The organism is Idiomarina sp. D18 (assembly GCF_057748155.1).
On sequence record NZ_CM173240.1, the window covers coordinates 1,915,489 to 1,940,266 of the forward strand.

Annotated in this window: 18 protein-coding genes; 2 read left to right on the forward strand and 16 right to left on the reverse strand. The window is 47.7% G+C overall.

Annotated features, from left to right (window positions below; translation table 11 throughout):
* Genes AC3AP5_RS09295 through acs form a run of 3 tightly spaced genes read right to left on the reverse strand, consistent with a single transcriptional unit; the run spans position 1 to position 6,084 of the window.
* Positions 1-3,447: a PAS domain-containing hybrid sensor histidine kinase/response regulator gene (locus tag AC3AP5_RS09295; RefSeq protein ID WP_487326595.1), complete on the reverse strand. Its 3,447-nt coding sequence runs from the start codon at positions 3,445-3,447 to the stop codon at positions 1-3.
* Between the two features lie 51 nt (positions 3,448-3,498).
* Positions 3,499-4,131, reverse strand: coding sequence for a response regulator transcription factor (locus AC3AP5_RS09300; RefSeq protein ID WP_006954150.1), 633 nt, complete (start codon positions 4,129-4,131; stop codon positions 3,499-3,501).
* Between the two features lie 12 nt (positions 4,132-4,143).
* A complete protein-coding gene (gene acs / locus AC3AP5_RS09305) occupies positions 4,144-6,084 on the reverse strand; it encodes an acetate--CoA ligase (protein ID WP_487326596.1) in 1,941 nt (646 codons plus the stop codon).
* Between the two features lie 158 nt (positions 6,085-6,242).
* On the opposite strand from acs, the gene AC3AP5_RS09310 reads away from it, so the two are divergent.
* A complete protein-coding gene (locus AC3AP5_RS09310; RefSeq protein ID WP_487326597.1) occupies positions 6,243-7,418 on the forward strand; it encodes a DcaP family trimeric outer membrane transporter in 1,176 nt (391 codons plus the stop codon).
* A gap of 25 nt (positions 7,419-7,443) precedes the next feature.
* Here the strand turns inward: AC3AP5_RS09310 and AC3AP5_RS09315 are convergent, their stop codons facing one another.
* The 12 genes from AC3AP5_RS09315 to AC3AP5_RS09370 form a co-directional block, all read right to left on the reverse strand.
* Positions 7,444-7,842, reverse strand: a complete 399-nt coding sequence (locus AC3AP5_RS09315; RefSeq protein ID WP_487326598.1) for a hypothetical protein — start codon at positions 7,840-7,842, stop codon at positions 7,444-7,446.
* A 139-nt stretch (positions 7,843-7,981) separates the two neighbouring features.
* A complete protein-coding gene (locus tag AC3AP5_RS09320; RefSeq protein ID WP_487326599.1) occupies positions 7,982-9,289 on the reverse strand; it encodes an alkaline phosphatase in 1,308 nt (435 codons plus the stop codon).
* Between the two features lie 122 nt (positions 9,290-9,411).
* Positions 9,412-9,897: a hypothetical protein gene (locus AC3AP5_RS09325; protein WP_286681422.1), complete on the reverse strand. Its 486-nt coding sequence runs from the start codon at positions 9,895-9,897 to the stop codon at positions 9,412-9,414.
* 23 nt (positions 9,898-9,920) lie between these two features.
* Positions 9,921-12,143 (reverse strand): S8 family serine peptidase, encoded by a 2,223-nt coding sequence (locus AC3AP5_RS09330; protein WP_487326600.1) that lies wholly within the window; start codon positions 12,141-12,143, stop codon positions 9,921-9,923.
* A 133-nt stretch (positions 12,144-12,276) separates the two neighbouring features.
* On the reverse strand, positions 12,277-13,032 hold the full coding sequence (gene cysQ, locus AC3AP5_RS09335) for a 3'(2'),5'-bisphosphate nucleotidase CysQ (protein WP_272977572.1): 756 nt from the start codon (positions 13,030-13,032) through the stop codon (positions 12,277-12,279).
* The gene (pgi, locus tag AC3AP5_RS09340) at positions 13,032-14,534 is read right to left on the reverse strand and encodes a glucose-6-phosphate isomerase (protein ID WP_286681424.1); all 1,503 of its coding nucleotides are present in this window, start codon (positions 14,532-14,534) and stop codon (positions 13,032-13,034) included. The genes cysQ and pgi overlap by 1 nt, the downstream gene beginning before the upstream one ends.
* Before the next feature lie 14 nt (positions 14,535-14,548).
* Complete coding sequence (gene galE, locus AC3AP5_RS09345) at positions 14,549-15,571, reverse strand: UDP-glucose 4-epimerase GalE (RefSeq protein WP_006954166.1); 1,023 nt, start codon at positions 15,569-15,571, stop codon at positions 14,549-14,551.
* A gap of 74 nt (positions 15,572-15,645) precedes the next feature.
* Positions 15,646-16,812 carry a nucleotide sugar dehydrogenase gene (locus AC3AP5_RS09350; RefSeq protein ID WP_487326601.1) on the reverse strand — a complete coding sequence of 389 codons (1,167 nt, stop codon included), beginning with the start codon at positions 16,810-16,812 and terminating at the stop codon, positions 15,646-15,648.
* A 19-nt stretch (positions 16,813-16,831) separates the two neighbouring features.
* Positions 16,832-18,976 carry a YjbH domain-containing protein gene (locus AC3AP5_RS09355; protein ID WP_286681426.1) on the reverse strand — a complete coding sequence of 715 codons (2,145 nt, stop codon included), beginning with the start codon at positions 18,974-18,976 and terminating at the stop codon, positions 16,832-16,834.
* 5 nt (positions 18,977-18,981) lie between these two features.
* Positions 18,982-19,836 (reverse strand): capsule biosynthesis GfcC D2 domain-containing protein, encoded by an 855-nt coding sequence (locus AC3AP5_RS09360; RefSeq protein WP_272977577.1) that lies wholly within the window; start codon positions 19,834-19,836, stop codon positions 18,982-18,984.
* On the reverse strand, positions 19,836-20,573 hold the full coding sequence (locus AC3AP5_RS09365; protein WP_487326602.1) for a YjbF family lipoprotein: 738 nt from the start codon (positions 20,571-20,573) through the stop codon (positions 19,836-19,838). The genes AC3AP5_RS09360 and AC3AP5_RS09365 overlap by 1 nt, the downstream gene beginning before the upstream one ends.
* 96 nt (positions 20,574-20,669) lie before the next feature.
* Positions 20,670-21,020 carry a hypothetical protein gene (locus AC3AP5_RS09370; RefSeq protein WP_487326603.1) on the reverse strand — a complete coding sequence of 117 codons (351 nt, stop codon included), beginning with the start codon at positions 21,018-21,020 and terminating at the stop codon, positions 20,670-20,672.
* A 211-nt stretch (positions 21,021-21,231) separates the two neighbouring features.
* Here AC3AP5_RS09370 and AC3AP5_RS09375 point away from each other — a divergent pair, with 211 nt between their 5' ends.
* A complete protein-coding gene (locus AC3AP5_RS09375; protein ID WP_487326604.1) occupies positions 21,232-24,153 on the forward strand; it encodes a zinc-dependent metalloprotease family protein in 2,922 nt (973 codons plus the stop codon).
* Between the two features lie 33 nt (positions 24,154-24,186).
* Here AC3AP5_RS09375 and AC3AP5_RS09380 read toward each other — a convergent pair whose 3' ends face one another.
* Complete coding sequence (locus AC3AP5_RS09380) at positions 24,187-24,690, reverse strand: porin family protein (RefSeq protein WP_242603679.1); 504 nt, start codon at positions 24,688-24,690, stop codon at positions 24,187-24,189.
* Positions 24,691-24,778 lie beyond the last annotated feature (88 nt).

Consider the following 24,778-nt stretch of genomic DNA (forward strand, 5'->3'; position numbering starts at 1 on the left):
CTACCGCGAGGAGATGTATTTTAGGAGGGCTTTGAGGGCGGCGGGTTTGACTGGTTTGGGCATGAAGTGCAGGCCGGCTTGGCGGGCGTTGCGCTTCACGTGGTCATCGCGCATGGCGGTGACCAGTGCACCGGGTAAGTCACGCTGCCAAATGGTACGGAGCTCGTCTGCCAGTTGAATACCGTCGTCACCGCCGAGTTGGTAGTCAAGCAACAGGCCGTCTAACGGCTCGTTGGCCTCTGCATAGGCAACAGCATCGGCGTAAGAGCGACAGGTTATCGCGCGACAGTTCCACTTTTCTAGCAGTGCGCTAACAGCACTGAGGTTATCCTTATCGTCGTCGACCACAAGCAGGCTCAATTCCGCTGTCGGTGTTTGGTCCGTTTGTTCGGTGCGTTTGGCGACCACTTGTGCGTGATGACCTAAGGGTATCGTCACCGAGAAGCACGAGCCTTTACCCTCAACCGAACGGATTTGCGGTTCGCAGCCGAGCTGCTCACTCATTCTTTGCGCAACACTCAAGCCCAAGCCAACACCATCCACCGTTTGGTTCTGGATCCGATAAAAAGCGTCGAAGATTTTGTTCTGCTGCTGAGCAGCGATGCCCGGACCCGTATCCCACACCGCGATTTGTAAGTAGTCACCCCGCTTACGTACCCCGAGTAACACTTTACCCTTAGGCGTATATTTAATCGCATTCGACAAAAAATTCTGCACAATACGGCGCAAATAAGTTGGATCGGTATACACCGGGCGATCCACATAAAACGCCCGGAACTCAAGTTGTCGCTGCTCCGCCAGGACGTGATACTCTTCAATCAACGGTTTTAAAACACTGCTTAACATCACATGTTTAAACTGTGGCTTAAGCGCTCCTTGGTCCATTTTTGCAATCGAGAGCAGTGTCGATAACAAGTGTTCAGTAGACCCCAACGCCGTATCTAACTTACCCAACAAGCCTTGATTGCGTTCTGATAGCTCATCCTCATTCACCGCCGATAGATACAGTCGTGCCGCGTTGAGTGGCTGCAAGATATCGTGACTAGCGAGTGCTAAAAACCGCGTTTTTGATGCGTTTGCCGCCTCAGCTTCTGCTTTTGCCTTTTTCAGTTCTTTCTCAACTTCACGGCGTCGATCAATTTCAGCGGTGAGCTCTTGGTTGATTTCGCGGATCTCTTGCGTCCGCGTATCGACGCGTTGCTCAAGGTCGATATTGGCATCCTCGAGCGCTTGCTGAGTTTCTACGTGCTCGGTAATATCGGTAAAACTGGTTACGAATCCACCACTTGGTAACGGATTACCTACCATTTCAATCACGCGACCGTCGGCGCGGCGACGAATAAACCGGTGCGCAGAACCCATTTGCATGTAGCGTAAGCGTTTACTCACTAACTCTTCGACTTCACCGGGACCACACTCGCCTCGCTCGGCGTTATAACGGATTAGTGTCGCTATCGGCTGACCCGGTCTCACCATACCTTCTGGATAGTCGAATAGGTCGGTATAGCGTTTATTCCACGCGACCAGGCGCAACTCCGAATCAACAACACTGATGCCCTGCGCTAAGTTCTCTAGCGAACTAAACAGAATCGACTGCTGGGTTTGTAACGCTTGGGTGGTGTCATCAAAGAAGTGAACCACTTCCTCAAGGTTGAGTTGCCTATCGCGCAATGCCGCCTCGACTAAAGAGCGCGCCGTCGCAGACCCTAAAACACCCGCAATCGCACGTTCGACGTAATTAATTAAGTTCTGGTCGGCAACGGCTTCAGCACGCAAGGACACCGATTCGTTGGGTGCTTGGTAGTACCGCATCAGTTGTTGCGCGCGCTCCGCCCCTAAAAAAGTCTTCAGCAGCAGCAACATATCCGCGTTAGTCGCTGACTGGTTTTTATGCAGCGGACTATCGGGTAAAGATGCACGTGGTTTTACGAATGCAGTCGCTTGAATGCGATCGACTAATCGTGGCCGCGACAGCAACGAGAAGGCAATATAGGCAAAGCTGTTCATCAACAGCGAAATTACCGTGCCACGGGTGATGATCTCAACGTCGGAGAGCAACGCATCGCTGTAGAGTGGTATCAATACACTCACTATCCAGCCAATTGAGCCGGCAGCGAGCCCCGCATAGACACCTCGGGCATGACCACGCCGCCAATACAGTGCCCCAATGAGCGTGGGCAACAGCTGTAAAACTAAAGAGAAGGCAAGTAAACCAATACTGACTAAATTAGTGCGTGCCGCCCAAAAGTAATAACAAAGAAACGCCAATGCCATGGTGACGCCGATCGCCACACGACGGAACAGCAGCAAACTACGGTCATACTCGCGGCGCCGCTCACGCAGTGGCAAGCGCGACTCACGCTGCAACAAAATCGGCATGATCACGTCGTTGGTAATCATGGTGCTCAGTGTCACCGATGCAATAATCACCATCGCAGTGGCCGCAGAGATGCCGCCAATAAAGATAATTAGCGAGAGCCAAAGCTGGTCTTTTAACAGTGGAAGTTGCAACGCAAACGTGGAGCCATCTTGATAGTTGGGCAACAACAAACTGCCCGCCAACGCGATCGGCACAATGGCCAACGCTGTCAGCGCTAAGTAAACAGGAAAGCCCCAACGTGCAGTGCCCAAATGTTTTATATCAACATTATCAACTACAGCAACGTGGAATTGGCGCGGTAAGCAGAGTATCGCGCCAGCGGCCATAAAGGTTTGTACGATAAATTCAAAAGAGCCAAAACTCGCCAGGCTCCAATGTGGGTTCACACTCGCCGAAAATGTTTGAGTCCAATCGAAACTCGGCTGTTCGCTCAGTAAATGCCAGGCAAAAATACCCGCGGCTGTGAGCGCAGTGAGCTTTATCATCGACTCAACCGCAATCGCTAACATCATACCACTGCGGTACTCTGTCACCTCGACATGGCGAGTACCAAATAGCATTGCAAATAGCGCCATCAAGGCAGCTGCGCCAAGCTCTTTTAGAGAAAACTCACTGGTGATCGAATCACTTTCGGTTAGCACCGCAAAGCTCAAGCCAACCGCTTTTAACTGCAGCGCAATGTAAGGCACAATCGCAAGCGCTGCAATGCAGGTCACCACCACGGCTAACCGCCGCTTTTTGCCATAGCGTGACGAAATAAAGTCGGCAATCGAGGTAATATTCTGCTGCTTACTCACCGACACGAGCTTTTTCAGCACTCGGATACCAAAGGTAAACAGCAAAATCGGACCGAGCAGAATAGGAAAGAATGCCCAACCATCAACAGCCGCATTACCCACCGCGCCGTAATAGGTCCAACTGGTGCAGTAAATCGCAAGCGACATGGCATAAACAAACGGGCGATGACTCAGTTTGTTCGCCCATGAGTTCGTTTTATCACCCCAACTCGCAATGGCGAAAAGAAACACAACATAAAGTAGTGAGGCCAGTACGAGTATCCAAGTCATGGGTGAATCCTCAGTAATTGCATCGTGATTTTCTTGCGCATCGTGCGCAGTCTACAATTGCAAACGTTCAGCCACTAGGACAGCTTGCGTACGGCTATAAACCCCAAGCTTACGGAAGATGGCGGTGATATGCGCTTTAACAGTCGCTTCAGTGATGTTGAGCTGATACGCAATTTGTTTATTGAGTAGTCCCTCGTGTAGAAAGTGCAGCACGCGATATTGTTGAGGTGTTAATTCTGAAACTTTACGCGCCAGCTCTTGATCCTCGTTTGAAATACCATCGAGTCGGTCACGGTTGTCCTTTGGGACCCAAGTATCGCCATCCAGTATGGTGCTAATGGCTTCGGCTATTTGCGCTGAAGGAAGTGATTTGGGGATAAATCCCAGGGCGCCAAAACCGATGCATTTAGCCACGATGGATGCATCTTCAGAACCCGAGATAATGGCAACGGGAAGCATTGGATAATCTTCCCGCACCCGAATAAGACCATACAGGTCGCCGCTACCCGGCATGTGTAAGTCCAACAGCAGAAGATCCACGTCATCGTCTTCATTAAGCGCGGCGAGTGTCGAGTCTAAATCCTCGGCTTCACGCAGCGTCAATTCTTCGAAATGGTTCGCGAGCGCGCCTTGAAGCGCCTCGCGAAACAGCGGGTGGTCATCTGCTATTAGAAATTTTGCCATGAGCGCTTTAGGTTATTGATTCTTACGATGTTCTATCAAAGAATCTACCACACTTGGATCGGCAAGCGTAGAGGTATCACCTAAATTATCAAACTCATTAGCTGCGATCTTGCGCAAGATACGACGCATGATTTTTCCTGACCGTGTTTTAGGTAAACCTTTCGTCCAATGCAAGATATCCGGCGTCGCAATCGGGCTTAACTCTGAACGTACCCAGTTGCGTACCTCTTTGGTCAGTTCATCGGTCACCTCAACACCATCGACCGGCGTAATATAAACGTAAATGCCCTGCCCTTTGATATCGTGCGGGAAGCCTACGACAGCCGCTTCCGCGACCGCACTGTGTGCAACCAACGCGCTCTCAATTTCAGCAGTACCTAAGCGGTGACCTGAAACGTTCAAGACATCATCGACGCGCCCGGTAATCCAGTAATAGCCATCGGCATCGCGTTTGGCACCATCACCGGTAAAGTAGACATTTTTGTAGGTCGAGAAATAGGTCTGCTCAAAGCGTTCGTGATCGCCCCACAGCGTACGCATTTGGCCCGGCCATGAGTCCTCAATGATCAAGCCACCTTCAGCCTCGCCTTCTTGTTTGTTACCTTCGCCGTCGACCAGCGCCGGTTTGACACCAAAGAAAGGTCGCGTCGCTGAGCCTGGCTTTAAATCGGTCGCGCCTGGCAATGGCGTAATCATGATGCCACCGGTCTCGGTCTGCCACCAGGTATCCATAATCGGACACTGACCGTTACCAATGCGTTTGTGATACCACTCCCATGCTTCTGGGTTGATCGGCTCACCCACACTGCCCAGTACACGGAGTGATTCACGTGTTGAGGTTTTCGCAGCTTCATCGCCTTTTGCCATCAGCGCACGAATCGCCGTTGGCGCTGTATAAAGAATCGATACTTGATGTTTATCGACGATCTCTCCAATACGACCCACGCCCGGGTATGTCGGTACGCCTTCGAACATCAACGAGGTTGCACCGTTAGCAAAAGGACCATAAACAATGTACGAGTGACCGGTAATCCAGCCCACATCAGCCGCACACCAATAAATATCGTCGTCGTGACAATCAAATACATATTCATGGGTCATGGAAGCCCACACCATGTAGCCACCGGTGGTGTGCACCACGCCTTTCGGCTTACCCGTAGAGCCTGATGTATAAAGAATAAACAGTGGGTCTTCTGCATCCATGACTTCCGGCTGACATTCTTCGCTGACGTCGGCAATGAGCTCATGCCACCATACATCGCGACCTTCAGTCCAATTCACAGCGCCTTCGGTGACTTGGCTAACGACAACATGCTCCAAGGTTTGACAGGCGTCGTCTTCGAGCGCTGCGTCAACGTTCTTCTTAAGGCCAATGGTGCTACCACCGCGACGTCCCTCATCGGCGGTGATAATCACCTTAGCGCCACAGTCGTTGATACGATCAGCAATAGCATTCGGAGAAAAGCCACCGAAAATGACCGAATGCACTGCACCGATACGCGCACACGCTAGCATGGCATAAGCCGCCTCAGGCACCATCGGCATGTAAATCGCCACACGGTCACCTTTGCCAACGCCCAGCTTCTTCAGTCCATTGGCGAAGCGGGAAACTTCTTTATGCATCTCGCGATAAGTAATGTGTTTATCGACACTCGGGTCGTCGCCCTCCCAAATGATGGCTGTTTTATCGGCCTTATCGGCAAGATGGCGGTCAATACAGTTATAACAGGCGTTAAGCGTACCGTCTTGATACCACTTAATATTGATGTTACCCGGACTAAAAGAGGTATTTTTGACTTTGGTGTATGGAGTAAACCACGTGATTCGTTTACCCTGTTCACGCCAGAAACCCTCTGGGTCATTAATCGACGCTTGATACATTTCCAAATAATCGTCGTTTGTAATTTTCGCTGTGTTTTTTATGTTTTCTGGAACTTTGTACAGTTGCGACATTACCTCTTCCTCCTTTATTCGCAAGATGGTAACTGTTGTACGTACTACACTTTATTAACACTATTAGACCATAGTCTAGATTGCTAAAAACTGACCAATTACCGAGAATTACTGACGTGAATAATACAATAACGACGGCTTTCACACGGGAGAACACCATGGCAAAAGCACGCTCTACACAATCTATTGCATTATCTGCAGCTATTGCAGCGGCGCTTGGCGCCGCATCAATCAGCGCACAAGCAGCAGACACTGACGTATCTTTTGGTGGATACGTAAAACTCGACTTAATGGTTTCTGACTACACCGATGGTCAAGCGCCAGCCAGTGGCAGCATTGCGCGCCAACAATATATTCCAAGCCTGACGCCAGTAGGCGGTAATGGCGACGATATGGTCACTGATTTCAGTGCACGTGAGTCACGTTTTTTCCTCAGCACAGAAACGAAACTCGATAACGGTGAAGTACTGACCGGCCATGTTGAAATGGATTTCCAATTGACCCCAGACGGTGACCAACGCATCTCCAACTCGTATAATTCGCGTTTGCGTCACGCGTTCATCAAATACAAAAATTGGACCTTTGGTCAAACCTGGTCAAACTTCCAAGATCTGAACATTTTGGGTGAGTCAGTTGACTTCATCGGTGTAACGGACGGTATCGTTTTTAACCGTCAAGCGCAGATCCGCTATACCTCTGGCGGCTTCAGCGTATCGATTGAAAACCCAGAAACCACAGTCACTGATACCATTGCGAATGGTAATGGACGTATTGTCTCTAGCGACGGCTTTATGCCGGATGTGACCTTAAAATACTCAGGCAAGAGCGATAACCTCACTTGGCAGGCATCAACGCTCTTACGTCAGCTCACCTATGACGTCAACGGTGATGGCGACGACGAAACTGAATTTGGTTACGGCGTGAGCTTAGGCGCAAAATACAGCTTTGGCATGGACGACATCCGCGCGTCAATTACTACAGGCTCGGGTTTAGGTCGTTACCTTGCGCTGAACCAATGGAATGGTGCTGTGATTAATGGCAACGGCGATTTAGAAGCGATCGATTCAACTGGTATTTCGTTTGCTTACCGTCATTTTTGGACCGACAAAATTCGCTCGAACGTGATTTACTCACGCGGCTGGGCCGATAACCCCGAGGCATGGGTTGGTGGTAGTTCGACCAAGTACTCTCAACGTTTAGCTTTTAACGTGATGTATAGTGCCGCTTCGAATCTGACGTTTGGTGCAGAAATTTCAAAAGCACAGCGTGAAACAGAAGCCGGTTTTGACGGTGATCTTAACCGCTTACAGTTCATGGCAAAATACGCATTTTAAGCGTGGCTTTATGACTAAGCCGCACTCATTCAGTGCGGCTTTTTTGTGTCTGCACGGCAGCGACTTGATGCACATGACGACATGCTTTAATCAGCTGTGCTCTGCACGCGTATAAGGTTTTTCTCGCCTCATGCATCGAGCTATCACTCAGCCAACTATCAAACTGTCGCGTAGCGGTTTGAATCAAACGCAACGCATGCTCAAAGTCATCTAAATGTATATATGCACCACAGCTTAGCATGACTGCTGTGGCATAGTGCTGTTGAGCGTTGCTCGCAAACCAAGGCACATGGGATAACTCAAGTGCGGTGGCTTGAGCATCGTTAAGCACCGTGCATGCGTCTTGCCACTGAGCACGTTTTAAATACCCCGAGCCTTGACGCAATTGTTGATACAATAATTCTTGCTGTCGGAACACGTTCATAGCTACTCCCTCTCAACGGATGACACCATTTAAATACGAACGTTTCTCATTTGCAAGTGTGTATCAAGGTTATTTACAAAAAAAACCGCGCATACCCACTAGGATACACGCGGTCACAAAACCGGTATTTACCGAGTATCTATTTGACGATATCGATTAGGGCTTTTGCGATATCTGTATTGTTCATGTAGCCACGGAACGCCTCACTATGAGGACCGCGAGCAAATACTGGGACATCAACGCCAGTATGACCGCTCGTTGTCCAGCCGGTCCCTGTTATGTCGCCGGTAATGTAGACCAAGGCGTCATGCAATGCATCCTTGCGATCTTTCTCATCTTCGTCGGCAGCTGACATCAACTCATCAATGTACTCTTCACTCATATCGTAGTTCACTTTGTCTGCTACGTAACCGGCCCAGTTCTCAGTATCCAGTTTAAGCAGATCAGAAACCATTGAGCTGATCGATGACTCGATGTTCATTACTCGGTCGGAATACCAGGCATAATCACCGTCACGGCCCAATGTTAATCCACCGGTGGAGTGGTCAGCCGTCATCACCACTAACGTATTTGGGTGCTTCTCTTGAAATTCTCGTACCACCTCAAGAGCGCGATTTAAGCCATCCATTTCGTGTACCGCACAGGCAATATCATTAGCGTGACCGCACCAGTCAATTTCACTGCCTTCAATCATAAGGGCAAATGAGCCTTCTTTTGGCTCAAGTAAACGTAACGCTGCATCAGTCATTTTTGCTAAAGCATTGACGTCCCCATCAATCGCAAAAGGCAAGCCTTTTGGAGCGAACGTACCCAAAACAGGTGTTTCGTCAATTTCGTCCAACGAATTTAAATCGGTAGTAATTGTTAGTCCATAGTCAGGTAAAATTTCAAACCAGTTTTTATCTACGCGCTCGAAGTAACTCCGTCCGCCGCCCAACAGCACGTCAAATGAAGGATGACCATTAACAACTTGCTCAGCTATCAAGTCAGCGATTTCATTATACTCGTAGCGTGAGGGGTGATGATTGAAGAAGGATGCAGGAGTCGCGTGATTGACTTGAGAGGTCGAAACAGCACCCGTTGCCCAACCGTTGTCCTTAGCCATTTCCATAATGGTTTTAAGTGGGTGCTTATCGTTATCTACACCGATTGCACCGTTATATGTTTTTTCACCTGTTGCTAATGCTGTCGCGCCCGCTGCTGAATCGGTTACCCACGTTTTGTCCTCTGGGTAAGTCGTTGCAGCGCCAGTCAGCATAGCATCAAATTCAATCGGTGCGACAGTATGCGTCTCAAGATCAGACATTGCATAGCGATAGGCACTGATATATTCAAAGCCCATACCATCACCAATGATATAGATAATATTAGGTTCTTCAGTTGAAGTCTGAGCTGCGGCAGAAAAAGAACAAGCGACTAAGCTTGCGGCGATCAAAGTTCGTTTCATAAAAAAGGCCCCACTAACTATTAGTGGGGCCAATCTTAGCAGAGAAATTATGACAAATGTATGTAGTCAGACTCAAAACACCAGGGAATCTCTATTTGAGCCTGTACACAGTCCTTGTCAAATTATCTCAATACATCTGGCGTCATACGTTCTTCAACGATCTCTACGTCAACTCCATTAACGCCCTCAATTGCCTTAATAGAATTACGTAACGCCAGCATTTCAGTGCCTTCAGAGGCCTTGAAAAGTACTAAGTCTAAACGTGGGTAAACACGTTCAACAGTTAAGCCCAGTTGGTTAGCAACGGCGTCTGCATCGTGGGTATTCATTAATACAGAGATAATACCCGATACCAACGCTGGCTTACCGGTAATGCTGTTAGTCATCTCGGTACCAGCAAGTAGTACATCGCCACGACCTTTGAGCACTGGTGCAGCGCCTTCTGGTAACTTGGTAAAACGATAGGTTTTGTAATCATTACCTACGTTAAATGCTTTAGTAGGCGCTTCCGCTTTTGCGCGGTGTGGCAACTTTCCGTCGTCCTGTGCCATCGCACTGGTCGAAGCCACGCCGAGCGCCACTGCTGTGATTAATAATGCGTTTTTCATGTTATTCTCCTAGCGCTCAATTATTAGTGACCAAAGGCACGCACTGAAACAGCTTCTAAGCGTGTAGGTGTAGAGTTATTAGCGAACGTGTCTTCTGCTGCGCCACCTAACGCCCGACCGTCAGCGATTAAATCTTCGCCGTTAGTATCGACTAAACGGATAGTCCAAGTGCCGCCTACGTCTTCGCCATAGAAGGCATTTGCTAAGAAGCGCGTGTCTTCAAGAATATATTCGCTACAGGTAGCATCCGCACCGACGTTAAGTGCCTGACGACCTGTTAGCAATTGAGTTGTGGTACCCGCAGGAGAGGTCACCTCGATTGCGATGTCGTTACCTGCTGTTGACAATGAGCAACCGTCAAAATCGTCGTTTGCTACAGTCAGTTCAAACTCTAAACCTTCAAGGGTGATACCCGCTTCCATATCAAAGGTGTATGTTGCGCCCTCTGCATTATTATCAGGTACTTCAACTGGCTCTTCTGGAGAAACGTCAACCCAATTTGAAGTCGTAAGTGGACCCAGTGCGCCAGGGCTCATTTCTTTAGCCATTTGAACCGCATCACCGGCATTAACACGACCAAAACCATATTTTAGGTTAAAGTTATAACCTGCGGCATTCTCGATCCAGCCAGCGTCTGCGACGAACTCGCCATCACCGACGGTCAAGACAACACCTGGATCAGCCTCGTCAATCACGGTCGCTGTGCTTGCTAAGATATGACGAATTTCACGCGCACTTAAGCTTGGGTTAGCGGAACCAATGAGAGCGACCACACCGGTAGTGTTTGGTGCCGCAGACGACGTACCGTTGAACGTACTGGTGTAGTCACACGACACGTTCTCTGGATGGCCTGGTGCATTGAACGACTGGATGCCGGCATAATATCCAGGCACTCCCACCTGACCATCAAGCGAGTCACCGTAAGGAAAGCTCGAATAGCCTTGTAAGCAGGTTGATTGGTCAGTGGTAACCATGGCTGGTTCTAACTCACCAAACTCACCTGACGGTGCTGATATGAAAATATTTGAACCCGCTGTTGAGTAGCTTGTATGTGTGCCGTCCGCATTAACAGCTGCAACCGAAACGTTAAAAAAGCTCGCATTACTTGGATCCAAGTTACCATTTAGGCAACTCAAACCTAATTCTATCGCGCCAGATGCACTACAGATATCAGAAAAGTAACCTGCTGCACCCGTATCATCAAACGAGTTACCCGCAGACTTAACGTTTACAGCACCCAATCCGTTACGTAGGTTTAACATTGAGTAAGTTGCAAAAGCTTCGTCAGTTGCTGAGGCATAAAGTGCAAAAGGTACAGAAATTCCGTAGCTTCGGTTATAAGCAATGACAGGATCGCTTTCACTCACTCCACTACCGGGGATACCGTGACTTAAGCCATTGTTAAGTGTAGTTTGCGTGCCACTACCACCTAGATAATTTACGCCAAATACTTTTGCTTGAGGCGCTACACCACGGCCGCCAATACCATTGTTTGCGGTTGCGGCAATCAAACCGCTGACTGAAGTACCGTGGTCACCCAACACCGCCGAACTGGTTGGATCCGACTTATTTGTTGCATCAGCAACCAAGTTTAGCGATTTATTGGCTGCGATATTAGCGCGCAGATCAGGGTGATTAATTTCTACACCTGAATCCACGACACCCACCATCATGCCTTGGCCATAAGCACCCTCGGCATATGCACGAATGACGTTCATGTCATTACCTGCAATTGATACGGTTGGGTCTAGGAACAAGTCGTAAGCTTGCTCTTGGGTGTAACCGAAACTGTTAATCAGGAAGTCGAAGAATGCTTCGCTCTGCACAAACGCTAATTGCCCGGTGTTACGCAGGTGCCATTGTTGATAGGCAAGCGGGTCACCATCGACATGTTGGACTTCGATTTTTGCAATCGATGTTGACTCACCATCACTTACTAACACTTCAATCGTTGCAGGATCCAGTGTAAGCGGGAAGTAAGTGAAGTGACCGCTACTATCAATCGAAACCGTTCCGGGGGCTTCAGAATTTTCAGGAACAACAACTCTTGCGTTATACGTTAGATTATCGTTATTCGCATCAGTAGCGGTCACAGAACCAGAAACTGGAGACCACTGTTGTGCTGACGCAATGTTTTGCCCACTCACCTCGGGAGCATAGTTTGTATCATCGCTGCCCCCACATGCCGTGAGGCCTAAAAGCACTGCTGCTGACAGAGAGGCCAGCTTGAAAGATTTGGTTGTCATGGGAACCTCGTTGTTGTGTTTTTACCCAGGACCACCAATCCTACACCAAGTTGTTAATATTTAGTAACCCCCAAATCGAACAAAATGTAACATTTTGTAAATTAGTTGTTACTAATATTTCATATTCTCATAACTATATGACATAAGCCCTTGTTTTAGCGATAAACGACGGATTTAAGAAGGACTCTTTTTGGTTATACCGCAAGGGTTCTCCGTTAATTTTATTTACAACACCCCCTGCTGATAGTAATACAGCTTGACCGGCGGCGATATCCCATTCGCTGGTGGGCCCTAGGCGAGGATATAAATCTGCTTTGCCCGCTGCAATCCAACACAGTTTGAGTGCGCTTCCCACTGCAATCGTCTCATAAGGCACCGTGAGTTGCTCAAGCCAAGTTAAGGTTTCTTCAGAAGGGTGTGAACGTGAGATCATCACACGTAGTGTTTCTGGCACTCGAGTAACCGCAGTAATCGATTGTCCATTAAGCTCTGCGCCGACATCGCGCTCACCGTAGTAAAGATCATCTAAAGCAGGTGCATAGACAACCCCTAAAATGGGAACTCCCTGCTCGATCAACGCGATATTAACGCTAAATTCATCGTTGCCTTTAATGAATTCTTGCGTGCCATCTAGGGGGTCAACTAACCAGTAACGATGCCAGTTTTTGCGTTGGCTCCAGGAAATATCACAACACTCTTCCGATATCACAGGGTATGTTGTTGCTAGTTTTCGCAAGGCATCGACAATCACATGGTGCGCCGCTAAATCAGCCTGGGTCACTGGACTCTCGTCAGCTTTCGTTGAAATCTGAAGCGAATGCTCTTGCTTTACCCGCATGATAGCCGCCCCTGCCTCTCGCGCAATGCGTATCACGTCGCGTTTAAACATTAGCTGTCTCTATTTATATGCTGGCGATAATAATCTATCAACGCGTTAGTCACATCGTCGAAGTCTTCATTCTGATTATCCGAGAGCGCATCTAGCACTGAGAGGGCGTACTTTTTACCTTTCTCAACACCCGGTTGATCAAAGGAGTTAACATCCCACAGCAGTCCTTGAATGAATATCTTGTGTTCGTACACTGCTATCAATGCGCCAAAGCTCTCTGGCGTCAATTCATCTAAGAGAAGAAGATTCGATGCATGACTCCCCGGGTAATTATCACGCGGCGATTCAACACTTTTGTCCCCCCACCACAGCAAGCGTCGATGAGCTAGACAGTTTGCCACAGAGAGCCGTTGTTGCTGTTGCAAAGAGGCTGCTACTTGTGGAGAAAACCTCGTAGCACTTCGATTAAGAACCAGTACGAAATCAGCCGCAAAATCATCGTAGCCTTGATGTAAATGTTGATAAAAGGCATGTTGCCCATTTGGACCAAATCCGCCCCATAAAATGGGTCCTGTCGGCTGATGCAAAGATTTATTGTCACGTGTGGCCTGCTTACCATTACTTTCCATATCCAGTTGCTGAAGATAGGAAGGCAGCATGCGTAAACGCCCATCATAAGGCAAAATTGCTAAATTATTGATGCCCTTTTGCTGACGTAAATAGACACCATTTAACGCCAATCGAACAGGTACGTTGTCGTTATCTGGTACAGTTAAAAAATGCTCGTCCACCGCTAACGCACCGGCTAACATCTTACAAAATGGCGCCATACCGATAGACACTGCAATACTGAGACCTATCGTGGACCACAGCGAGAAACGCCCGCCTACGCCTTCGTCAAAGCTGAGCTGGTGATGTTCAGGTATACCGTAAGCCGTCATTTTCTCCTTATTAGAAGACACACCAATGACATGGTGCTCCAGCCAAGCTGACTCGGACATGACATGATTCACCCAGCACTTTACGGTGTCCACATTCGCGAACGTATCTATCGTGCCAAATGATTTTGAAGCAATTACAAATAACGTGGTTTCTGGATCAACGATAGGAAGGACTGCGTATAGCTGCCCACCATCCATCGATGAGACAAAGTGGACATCAACCGCGCTTGAAGACGATTCATCATCAAACTCTTTGAGTGCAAAACTTGCCATTTGAGGACCTAAATCCGATCCTCCGACACCAATATTTACAACGTCGGTAATGGGTTTTCCCGTGACACCCAGCCACTGACTCGAGCGAATTTTGTTTACAATCGCTGTAAAAGAATGAGTGGGTTGTTGAAGTGCTTCAATGGCCGCACGGCTTCTACACAACGTATGAGTGACCTTTCGACCCTCTGTCACGTTCTTATATTCGCCAATAACCAGTTGCTGCTTTGCCGGTTTAAGGTCAATCTCGGTAAGGCGTTGCGCACGCCAATCGTGAACGTCGTCAAATAAATAACTATCGTCAAGTGAGAGCAGTGTGCGGTTTGAGTCAGTGCTTTTTATTTTTAACATGATGAGTCTATCGCTTATTGGTCGTATCCATTCGGGTTCTGCGACTGCCAATGCCAAGTATCTCGCATCATTTCTGCTAATTCACACTTGGCTTGCCAACCTAGCAGCTTGCTCGCCTTTTCTGGGTTTGCAAAACATTTTGCAATATCACCCGGTCGACGCTGCGCAACCGTATAGGGGATATTCAATCCAGACTGTTGCTCAAAAGCGTCCACCACTTCCAAGACTGAGTAGCCTTTACCTGTGCCTAAGTTAAAGGCCTCAAAACCTTGGTGACTGTCCATATAACGCAATGCCGCAATATGTCCTAACGCCAGATCGACAACATGAATATAATCACGAACGCCCGTGCCATCGGTCGTATCATAATCATTACCGAATACCTGTAACTGATCGAGTTTACCTACAGCGACCTGACTGACAAAAGGCACGAGATTATTCGGTATACCATTGGGGTCTTCGCCTATTTGGCCAGATCGGTGTGCACCGACTGGGTTAAAATAGCGCAATGTAGCGATGCGCCAACGAGGATCCGAAGCGGCTAGATCCATCAGCATCCGCTCCACCATATATTTGCTGGTTCCGTACGGATTTGTCGTTGCACCAATCGGCATTGACTCACTAATTGGCGATTGCGCGTTTGCTCCATAAACTGTAGCTGACGATGAAAAAATCAGTTCAAATACATTATTTCGCGCCATCACCTCACACAGCGTTAACGTACCCGCGACATTATTTTGGTAATATTGAATGGGCTTTTCCACACTTTCACCGACCGCTTTGTGGCCAGCAAAATGCAACACAGACTGAATATTATGGTTCTCAAATACTTGGTTTAATGCCTCTGCGTCACGCACATCGACCTGTGCAAAGGTCACGGATTTTTGTGTCAATTGCTCAACGCGCTTTAAACTCTCACGGCTACTATTTGAGAGATTATCAATGACTACCACCTCATAGCCGTTATTTAAAAGTTCGAGGGTTGTGTGGGAGCCAATATAACCTGTGCCACCTGTTAATAGGATACTCTTATTCATTCACCGGCCTTTTAAAACTATAGTTATTAGCGTATGTCTGTTTCATTAGAAAGATTATCAAATGATATTAATGTTTAATCGGCATTAAACAAGTCTCTGGTGTAAACGCGATCTGCAACATCGAAGAGTTCTTCGGTAAGACGATTACTCACAATCAAGTCCGCTCTGCTTTTAAATACTGAGAGATCACGAATAACCTCACATCCCAAAAAGTTTTCCTCTTCGAGCACCGGTTCATAGATAACGACATTAAGTTGACGTTCCTTCAAACGGCTTATGATTCCTTGCACAGCGGAAGCCCGAAAATTATCAGACCCGGTTTTCATCACCAAGCGATAAATACCAACGTGTTCGGGTTGTTTGGCAGCGATTTGGTGCGCTACGAAGTCCTTTCTGGTTGTATTCGCATCGACTATCGCTTGTATCAGCGTTTGCGGCACTTGATGATAATTTGCGAGGAGTTGCTTGGTGTCCTTGGGTAGACAATAGCCACCATAACCAAAGCTTGGATTATTATAGTGATCACCAATTCGAGGGTCGAGACAAACTCCCTCAATGATTTGCCGCGTATCTAAGCCGTGGACTTCGGCATATGTATCAAGTTCATTAAAGTAGGCAACACGCATTGCTAAGTAGGTATTCGCAAATAGTTTGATAGCTTCTGCTTCGGTGCTATCGGTTGTCAAAACTGGAATATCTTGCTTAATCGCGCCTTGCTGCAATAAGCCCGCGAATAAATTTGCCCGCTCGGAGCGTTCACCTACAATAATACGTGAAGGATATAAGTTATCAAACAACGCCCTACCTTCACGTAAAAACTCAGGTGAAAACATAATATTATTGGTATTAAACTGGCGTTTTATTTTCTCAGTATAACCTACAGGCACCGTGGATTTAATCACAATGACTGCATCCGGATTGACTGCAATAACTTGCTGAATGACACTTTCGACCGACGCGGTATTAAAGTGATTCGTCATCGGATCATAATCTGTCGGCGTAGCTACAATCACCCAATCACAGTCACTAAATGCTTCTGCTGCATCATTCGTGGCGTTGAGAAATAATGGTTTTTCCGTTAAGTACTGCTGTAATTCTGTATCCACAATCGGTGCTTGCCTACGGTTAATGGAATCGATCTTCTCAGGATCGATATCGTAGGCAACCACCTCGTTATTTTGCGACAGTAGCACCGCATTGGAGAGACCGACATAGCCTGTTCCTGCAACTGTAATTTTCACTTCTCTCGCCTTCTTCGCTCTACTTATATAAATCAGATTCGGTATAGTAGCGGTTACGCGGCTCGGTCACGCCAAATAAACGTTGTGAACGCATCAACATTTGACCGCCATCGCGTGTAAGCGGTGTCCAGCCAAAACTGGCACGACCAACCGAGTCATAAATCTGCATCAAGTCAAACGGAATACTTAAGTAGAAGCCTTTAGTAAAGCTGCCTTCACCGTACTCGTCTGCCGATACATCAGTCTTCGCGGCATAAGCGCCAACGATAATACCACTATCGAATTTCTTCTCGAAGTTCACTTGCACACCGACGTCCTTGGCCAAGAAGCGTCCCAATGCCACTTTCACAAGAACATCATCAAGCTTGGGTACTTTCCAATAGCCCGTCACATGTCCGGTCACGACCGAGTAATCGCGGAAGCCAGTATAACTATCAAAGTCGCGCTGCTTTGCATAGTTAATATCAATACCAATCGCCCAGCCCTGATTGAGTGGATTGTATAGGGTCTCGAACCCGACACCACCAAACATTCGTTCGAAATACCCACCATAAACTGAGGTATACAAATTTTGATTCCATTGCTTGATATAAGTCGCTTGCAGATCATCTAGCCATACATCAGAGTAAGTGACGTACTCACGAATATAGGTACGTACCCGAGGCAATGGTGCCTCATCTGAGCCAGGGACTAAGAAATTAAATTCGTCATAATTGGTCAGTAGATTTACACCCAGAGCGCCGGTTACAACAAAATTATTGGCTAACTGCCAATTCATCTGTATGTCGGCGCTCAGCTGGTACATGTAAAAGTTTTCAGGACCGCCAAAACTCTGGACTAAATAAGGACGAGCACTGACACGCGGCCAACCAAGCTCGAACGGTCGATCATATAGCGTGTTATCCTGTGACTCATTTACTTCCGTCAGCCGATAGATATCATCATGTTTTGTTAAGTAACGCTGCTTCACATTATCTTCAAGCTTTACAGCGTCAACGTTAGTTTGACTCATCGGCATACCCAGAACTCTATCGATAAATTGATACTGCTCAATCGAGTCAGGAAGTTCTGTCAGTAAAACGCGAGAAGATCTATCCAACGCCTCCATTTGATTACTATAGCCAATAGGGTAACCGGTTAACGAAAGCGTTTTACCATCGTCTGAAAGCGCGATATTGTGGCTCAGCCAACCGCCCTCGGCGCGTAAATCCGTGACGAGTTTATCCGTGTCGACTTGCTGCATATCGACCGGACGATCAGCAAAGTCTGACTTATCGCGTTTGCGCTCACGCTTTTTATATTGCTTAATATCATTAAAGTTCGCACGTAGGTTAAACCCGAACATCCATGTGTTGCCGCGTTCATAACTTAACTGCACGTTTAAGTTATCAGTCACCCGATAATGCACACCATAATTAAAGTGGCTGTCTTGTACAATTGGCGTACCAGACACTTCATCCGAGTAATCATTCCCCTCGTATTCCACTTTTATTGATAAAGGATCCCATGGCGTCTGATATTCAACGCCAGCAAATAGCGACGTGTCTCCTCGGAACCACTTATCCGTCTCAAACGTGCCGCCCCGTGCGGTGGTGCCCTCAGGTCGATTACAAAAGCGGTCCGTGACTTCGCAAAATGGATTAGAGATATTATCGTTTGTGCCTAGGTTCCCCCAGCCTAATCCGAGCGTAAAATCAAAGTTCTTATAGCGTTTTGAGGCAACGATGTACTCGCCGGCAAACTTTCCCGTTCCAGCAAGGTCACGTAATCCAACGCTTAATTCGGGTATCCATTTCGACTCTTCCCACAAACGAAATTTAACATCGACACCTCGATCCTTATAAGTTTGATCGCCACTAAACTCTGGAGATGAGCTGTATAAGCGTGTACGAATGTCGTTATATCGAATCGTCGCTTCAAACCAAGGGAAAAGCTGCATATTAAATGCCATACGACGATATTCTTCGTTGTCGTAATAAAATAATGTGAACTCACCTGAGCGCCCCATTCGAGCCGTGGGCATTTGCATTAAGCCAACGCCACCAAAGTCACTTTGCGTTGGCTGTCCAATCATATGCTCACTGATATCTTGCGCTTGCACCTTCGTTACCGAGAACACGGCTGATAGCAAAAATAGTGGGGTTATATGTTTCACCGTTTTCATAGAACTCATTGAAATATCGCTCGATGTTTAAGTAATTGGCTTATTCGTTTATTGAGGTTTACTGCATTCTTTAATCCCACAAAGATTATGTCGCCCTCATTGACTGCCTCATCTGGCCAACAATCAATGCCTTGCCACTGTTCGACATCGATCCATGGCAGTGCCGTTTCATGTCTGTAACAGACCGCAGCTTGGTTTTGATTATAAACCGCCGCAGGCATGTGAATTACGGTTCCATTTTGTTTGATAAGCCAAACACGACTATCTAAAGCATGTGGATTGGGCTGAGCACGTTCTAAAGCGGTTACCAAGTCAGTTCCAGGTTCAACTAAAATTGGTGAATTGACGGCGCCAACCACCTCTGCTTTTATAACATTCTGAGTCTTGGGCGAAACCAGCGTTAACTGCGTGCGCTGTTTAGGTAACTGCATTTGTGGATTAAAGTTCTTATGGGCCCGTAACTGATAAAATGGAACACCGATGAAGTGCGATCCCGCTAAAGGTAAGGCTGCTAGCCAACTGCGGATATCATTTAACGCTGCCGCTCGTTCTGACTCACCCGAACTCAATGCACTTTGTTTTTGTAAGTTTAATTCAGCTAGCACTGCAGTTCTTTCGCGCTCTACTTGCCGAGTGAGATCATCTGAAACAAGTCGCGAGGCAGCCCAGTTGTAAACGGTCGGATCGTTCACTTGTTGTGCTAAGAAGTCACCCAACGTCGCATTTGGATTAATCGTGTAATTATGTTCGCTAGTTGCGGTTTTCCAAGTCAACGTGACGGGATGATGTTGCTGTGCTAAAGCTGTAAACGACACAATTAACAACCCGGCGACTAACGTTTGGAACATACGGTTCATCATTATTCAAGCCCACCTATCATCTTGATTGACTCAGTCGTCAGACGCGGAAGTTCTGGCACCAGCTGTTGGTCACTCTTGATTAACTGATGATGAGCAAACCAATACGTATTCTTGTATTTATGCGAACCACCGTGCTGGGCTTTTACCGTCAATGTCTCAGTGACTTTTACTGCATCTAGCGTGGCATTCGAGAGTGCGACCGATTCATGACTCACTTCGTTAATCTGGCTCGTTAGATCGTAGCGAATATCACGAAAATCGGAAGTAACGGTTGCCATCGCTTGCCAGGATTTAGCACAGTTTTGAGGGGCTTTCGCGCTGCGCAGATAACAGTTTAAAGGGTCGGTTTGAGCACTCTCGATACCGAGCACATCATACTTTACGGCACTAAACTCGTCGCGCAAGTTGCGTGTCCCATACAGACGTCCGTTGCGTAACAATATGATTTCATCATCTTGAGCGGCCCACTGCGTTTGTTGTCCGTACACTGTCGAGTGATCGATAAACGTCAGTACTATCGCGGCTCTAGGTTGACCGCTTAACGTTGCGTACGTTGTAGCATAGTTTAATTGATTTATTTGCGAAGCGGTCAAGGTTACGTCCTGAGGTCCCGAAAATGCGAATTTCACCGTATCGGCAACACTCGAAACCCGTGACCCACATGCGGACAGCAGCCCACTGACAATTAGTAGAGCGAAAAACCTTTTACTTCGTTTACAGGGAAACGCGATACCCATAAAGATGTTCCATCTTTGTTACGTTAATTTCTAATGACAAAAGACATAAAAAAACCGCTGTTCTCACAGCGGTTTTAGCTCATACTTCCCAAATAATTAACCGTTGGTCGATGTATTTGTAGAAGTCGTGGTTGTTGTTGACGTATTTGTACTCGTAGTCGGAGGCGTGCCACCGTTGTCTCCGTCATCGATTTCTGCATCGTCTGCACCACCGTCTGTAGCTACTGCTGTTCCAACAACGACGCTCGTTGCGATAACACCAATAGCACCGGCGCTCAAACCACCAATGCCAGCGCCAGCTGCGCCAGCAGCGCCTGCGCCTGAACCAGCGCCAGCGCCAGATGCTTGAGCAGCACTACCACTGTTGCTACCAGCAGCTTGTGCTGATGCAATACCTGGTGCTGCGGCTAAAAGCGCAGCAGCAAATAATGCTGTTAACTTTTTCATAAATTACACCTCTGTGTACACTTGCTAAAAACTTAATCGATTGGCCAATCAGTTAATGCTATACAGCACTCATTAACGATTACTTCATACGTTAGCAGTTTTAGTTTGGTTTGCAAATTATTTTACAGAGCTTACACGTTTTTTTCACAACATTGATCATAAGTCATATTTAAGCGAAACTAACATAATGTAAACGTTTTGAGTTGACTTTATGAAACTATTATTGGCGATTTCTTTCGCGCTTTCAAGCGTACTATATAACTCGGCAGTGGGCGCCCAAGAACACGCGTCTCCCCTCCTTCACACGCGCCTTGCTCAGCAACAACTATCGATTGGCAGTGCATTGCCGTTAGATTGGCCTAATCTGACTGGACAACTCGTTGTCGCTGAAGGAAGTCACCCTCAACGTGGCTTTTATGTGCTGAGTAAACACACACCTGATGGAACGCTTGTCCCCTTTGCAGGTACGTTATACCACACTGCCGAACAAACCCTTTACACGGTGCAAAATGATGCAGGGGCTTGGATAAAGGTATACCAGTCGGCTAAGGGCACACACCGAGAAATACTGAATCAGGGGTATCCAGAACCACTACGCATGCCGACAAATACTGCTCAACAGCGCTCCCTCGATACGATTAATTGGCAAAGCGCCGCCTCGGATCAACGTCTTCAACCGACGGCTATCAGCACTGAAGCGCCATCCGACAGTAGTATCGACACACTTATTTTGTTTGACCCTCGCCTACCTGCTTATATGGCAGACAATAATGCGGCATTTGATGCTGACATCGAATATGCGGATGCCGTTACAAACTTCGTTTTTGAACAATCTGAACTTAGTTTAAGTCACCGTATTGTCGGCGCACACCCTATCGTTTTGCCTGCGACTCGCGATGATTTTGTCGGTGCGGCTTCCGAAGACATACTCGATCAGTTGGTCAATAGCGGCGCAGCAAAGCGGCTTCGCGATCAATACAATGCAGACGTTATTCATTATATTGGCGTCAGTGATGCGGTCTGTGGTCAAGCCTATGTTGCTACCGACATTGCCGCCGATAATACATTTTTTGGTGTGTCGCCTGACTTCCATGTGGCATTTACAACATACCAATGCCTAGGTTCGGGCACGTTCCCTCATGAGTTAGGTCATAATATCGGCCTCCTCCATGATCGCTACACGCTCGATAATAATGAGCAGGGCGCCGGGACTCAAATCGACAATCATATACCTTATGGCTATGTTGATCCCGAAGGAGAGTTTTATACCATCATGGCCTACGGTTCGAGCTGTCGAGATATTGCCCCTAACGGTACTTGTAATCGCGAAGCGCTATACTCGAGCCCCGACCTAGATGTTAACGGTACACCCGCCGGCAAATCAGATGCTAACGTTGATGCAGCCAATGCAGCTCACGCCACGACATTGACGACCCCATGGACGCGCCGGTTTCAACAGTGGGACGATTATCGTAATATTGGGCTGAGCGTTGATGGTTCAGCCCTCCAATTACAGTTGCCAGCCCAGTCAAACGGTGACTATGTTGTGTTAAACCGCAACTGTTACAGCAACCGCTACTTTACTCAGCAGCAAATTGACGATGGCCAAGTCATAAGTGAATCAACACTTACCGGCACTATTCAACCGGGTAATCTAGGCCTCTGCGTGTTAGCGCCCTCAACCAATAATGGCTATCAATTGATGGGCGAGTTTTCTGCCTCGGTGTTATCTAACGGTACCAGTAACGAATTTATTTTTACTAACGATAACGTACTCTTAGCAGGCGTCGAACAGACACAATCGTTCACCGTACTATTAAGCGACGACAGTATTCTTAACGCAAATATCGAGCTCGCGACTTACTTTGACGAATCCATGGGTCGCCCGAGTATCAGTGAAGGCATCGCCCAAGCGCGTGAGTGGTTTGACTTCTCGGTATCGGGGAGTGGTGCTGAGCGGACGCTGACTATTACGCCGAAGCGTTCTCAGGCAGCGATTGCGGCTGAATTGGCGGATACCGACCAACGTAATGTGTTTCAGATGCCCCTGCGCGTAGTAAACACTAACTTCTCTGAGTACAACGTATCGAGCATGATTTGGTGGGAAGGTCCTACGAGCAACGACACCCCCGTCACAGGTTACCTAACACAAGGCTATGAGATTGTATCGGACGAAGCGGTTAGCCTATCTGCTGAGTTAGTCAATGTACCTACGGATGTTACGCCAACCTATTCTATCGGCGGTGATGTCAGCATTGATAACCTAACGGTGAGTCAAAGCAACCGCACTTCCACGCTGCAAGGTGACGTCATTACCCTTAGTATTGAAGGCGATGCGACCCGCATCACCGATACAGGTACAGTCACCGTTATTGCTGACTTAGGTATTCAAGGTGAACCGAATGTGACGATTCCGATTCGTGCATACAGTAACAACCAACCTGCGATTTTGAGTTTTACCGCAAGTAGCGACACCATTCTCGAGGATGAGCCGTTTACTTTGACCGTCACGCTGAATGAGCCGAGCGATACTTCGTTCTACGATACCCTGACCGTTGAGCAACGCTTACCAGGCCGCGACAACGTGGTGTTTGAGCCAGCGCGTAGCAATGGCAACGTGTTTGAGTTTGATATTCCGGGGCAAGCGCCAGGTATATATGACTTTGTGGCGACTATTAACGACGGCAACGGCAATTCCGTTATGGACACCCTGAGTGTCTCCATTGAGGCGATTGAACCGATTGCTGTCGATGCGATGAGCTTCTCGCCTTCCAACGTTCGCGCCGGCGGTGCAACGACTGCAACGATTACAACCTCGGGTACTTTAACGATCGATACAACGGAATGGGCCGTTAGTGATAGCTCTGTCACTATTAGCAACGAGGATCTGACCTCTGCGCGCTTAAGCTTTAGTGAGCAAGGCACGTACACCGTGTCGGCCACCGTCACTGATACTGCCGGTAACACGGATACCTTTGAGGAAACTATCGATGTTGCTGCGGCACCAACGACCACAACGGGTGGTAGTTCAGGTGGTGGCAGTAGTGGTGGTAGTACAGGTTGGTTGATGCTGCTATTACTGGCAGGCTTGGGTGGAATCAAGCAAGGTTGGATAAAAAAGCGGGGCCGTTAAGCCCCGCAAACCACCTTGCTCGGAGTGGAAACCTTAGAATTTGTAGGTGATACCCACGCGGAATTCGTTGTCGATATCGTCGAAGTTTCCACGGAAACCGATATCGGCAGCGAAACGCTGGTCGAAGTTATAACGCACCTTGGCGCCCACTGACGCATAGCCATCTAGTGCTGAGTCGTAGGTTGCATCAAACATAGCTGTTGCTTGCGTGCTTAAGCCGATTTCAGTACCGATACCCACGTAGCCGCCGGTGTCATCGGTGTTTCCAAAATCGTAATGGCTCATGCCGCCTTTCAAGAACAACGGGCTGTTGCTCAACAAATATTGGCCGCCTAAACGCGTACCAAAATCACCAATATCAAACGCCTCACCTTCAATCACCCAATGTGAATCGATTTGACGTGATGCTTTAATATAAAAGTCTGAATCACCAAAATCGTTGTAACCACCGCTGACATAGTTACGGTCTTCTGCGTGTGCAGTGAGCGCAACCGATGCGGCTAGGATACCTGTGAGTGCTATAATACGTTTCATCATACTGCCTCCTGTTGAGTCTTAATTCTATTATGCGGTTCCTCAGATATTTGGCTAGGCTCGCAGGCGTAAATGTTTTGAAAAGGCAAAA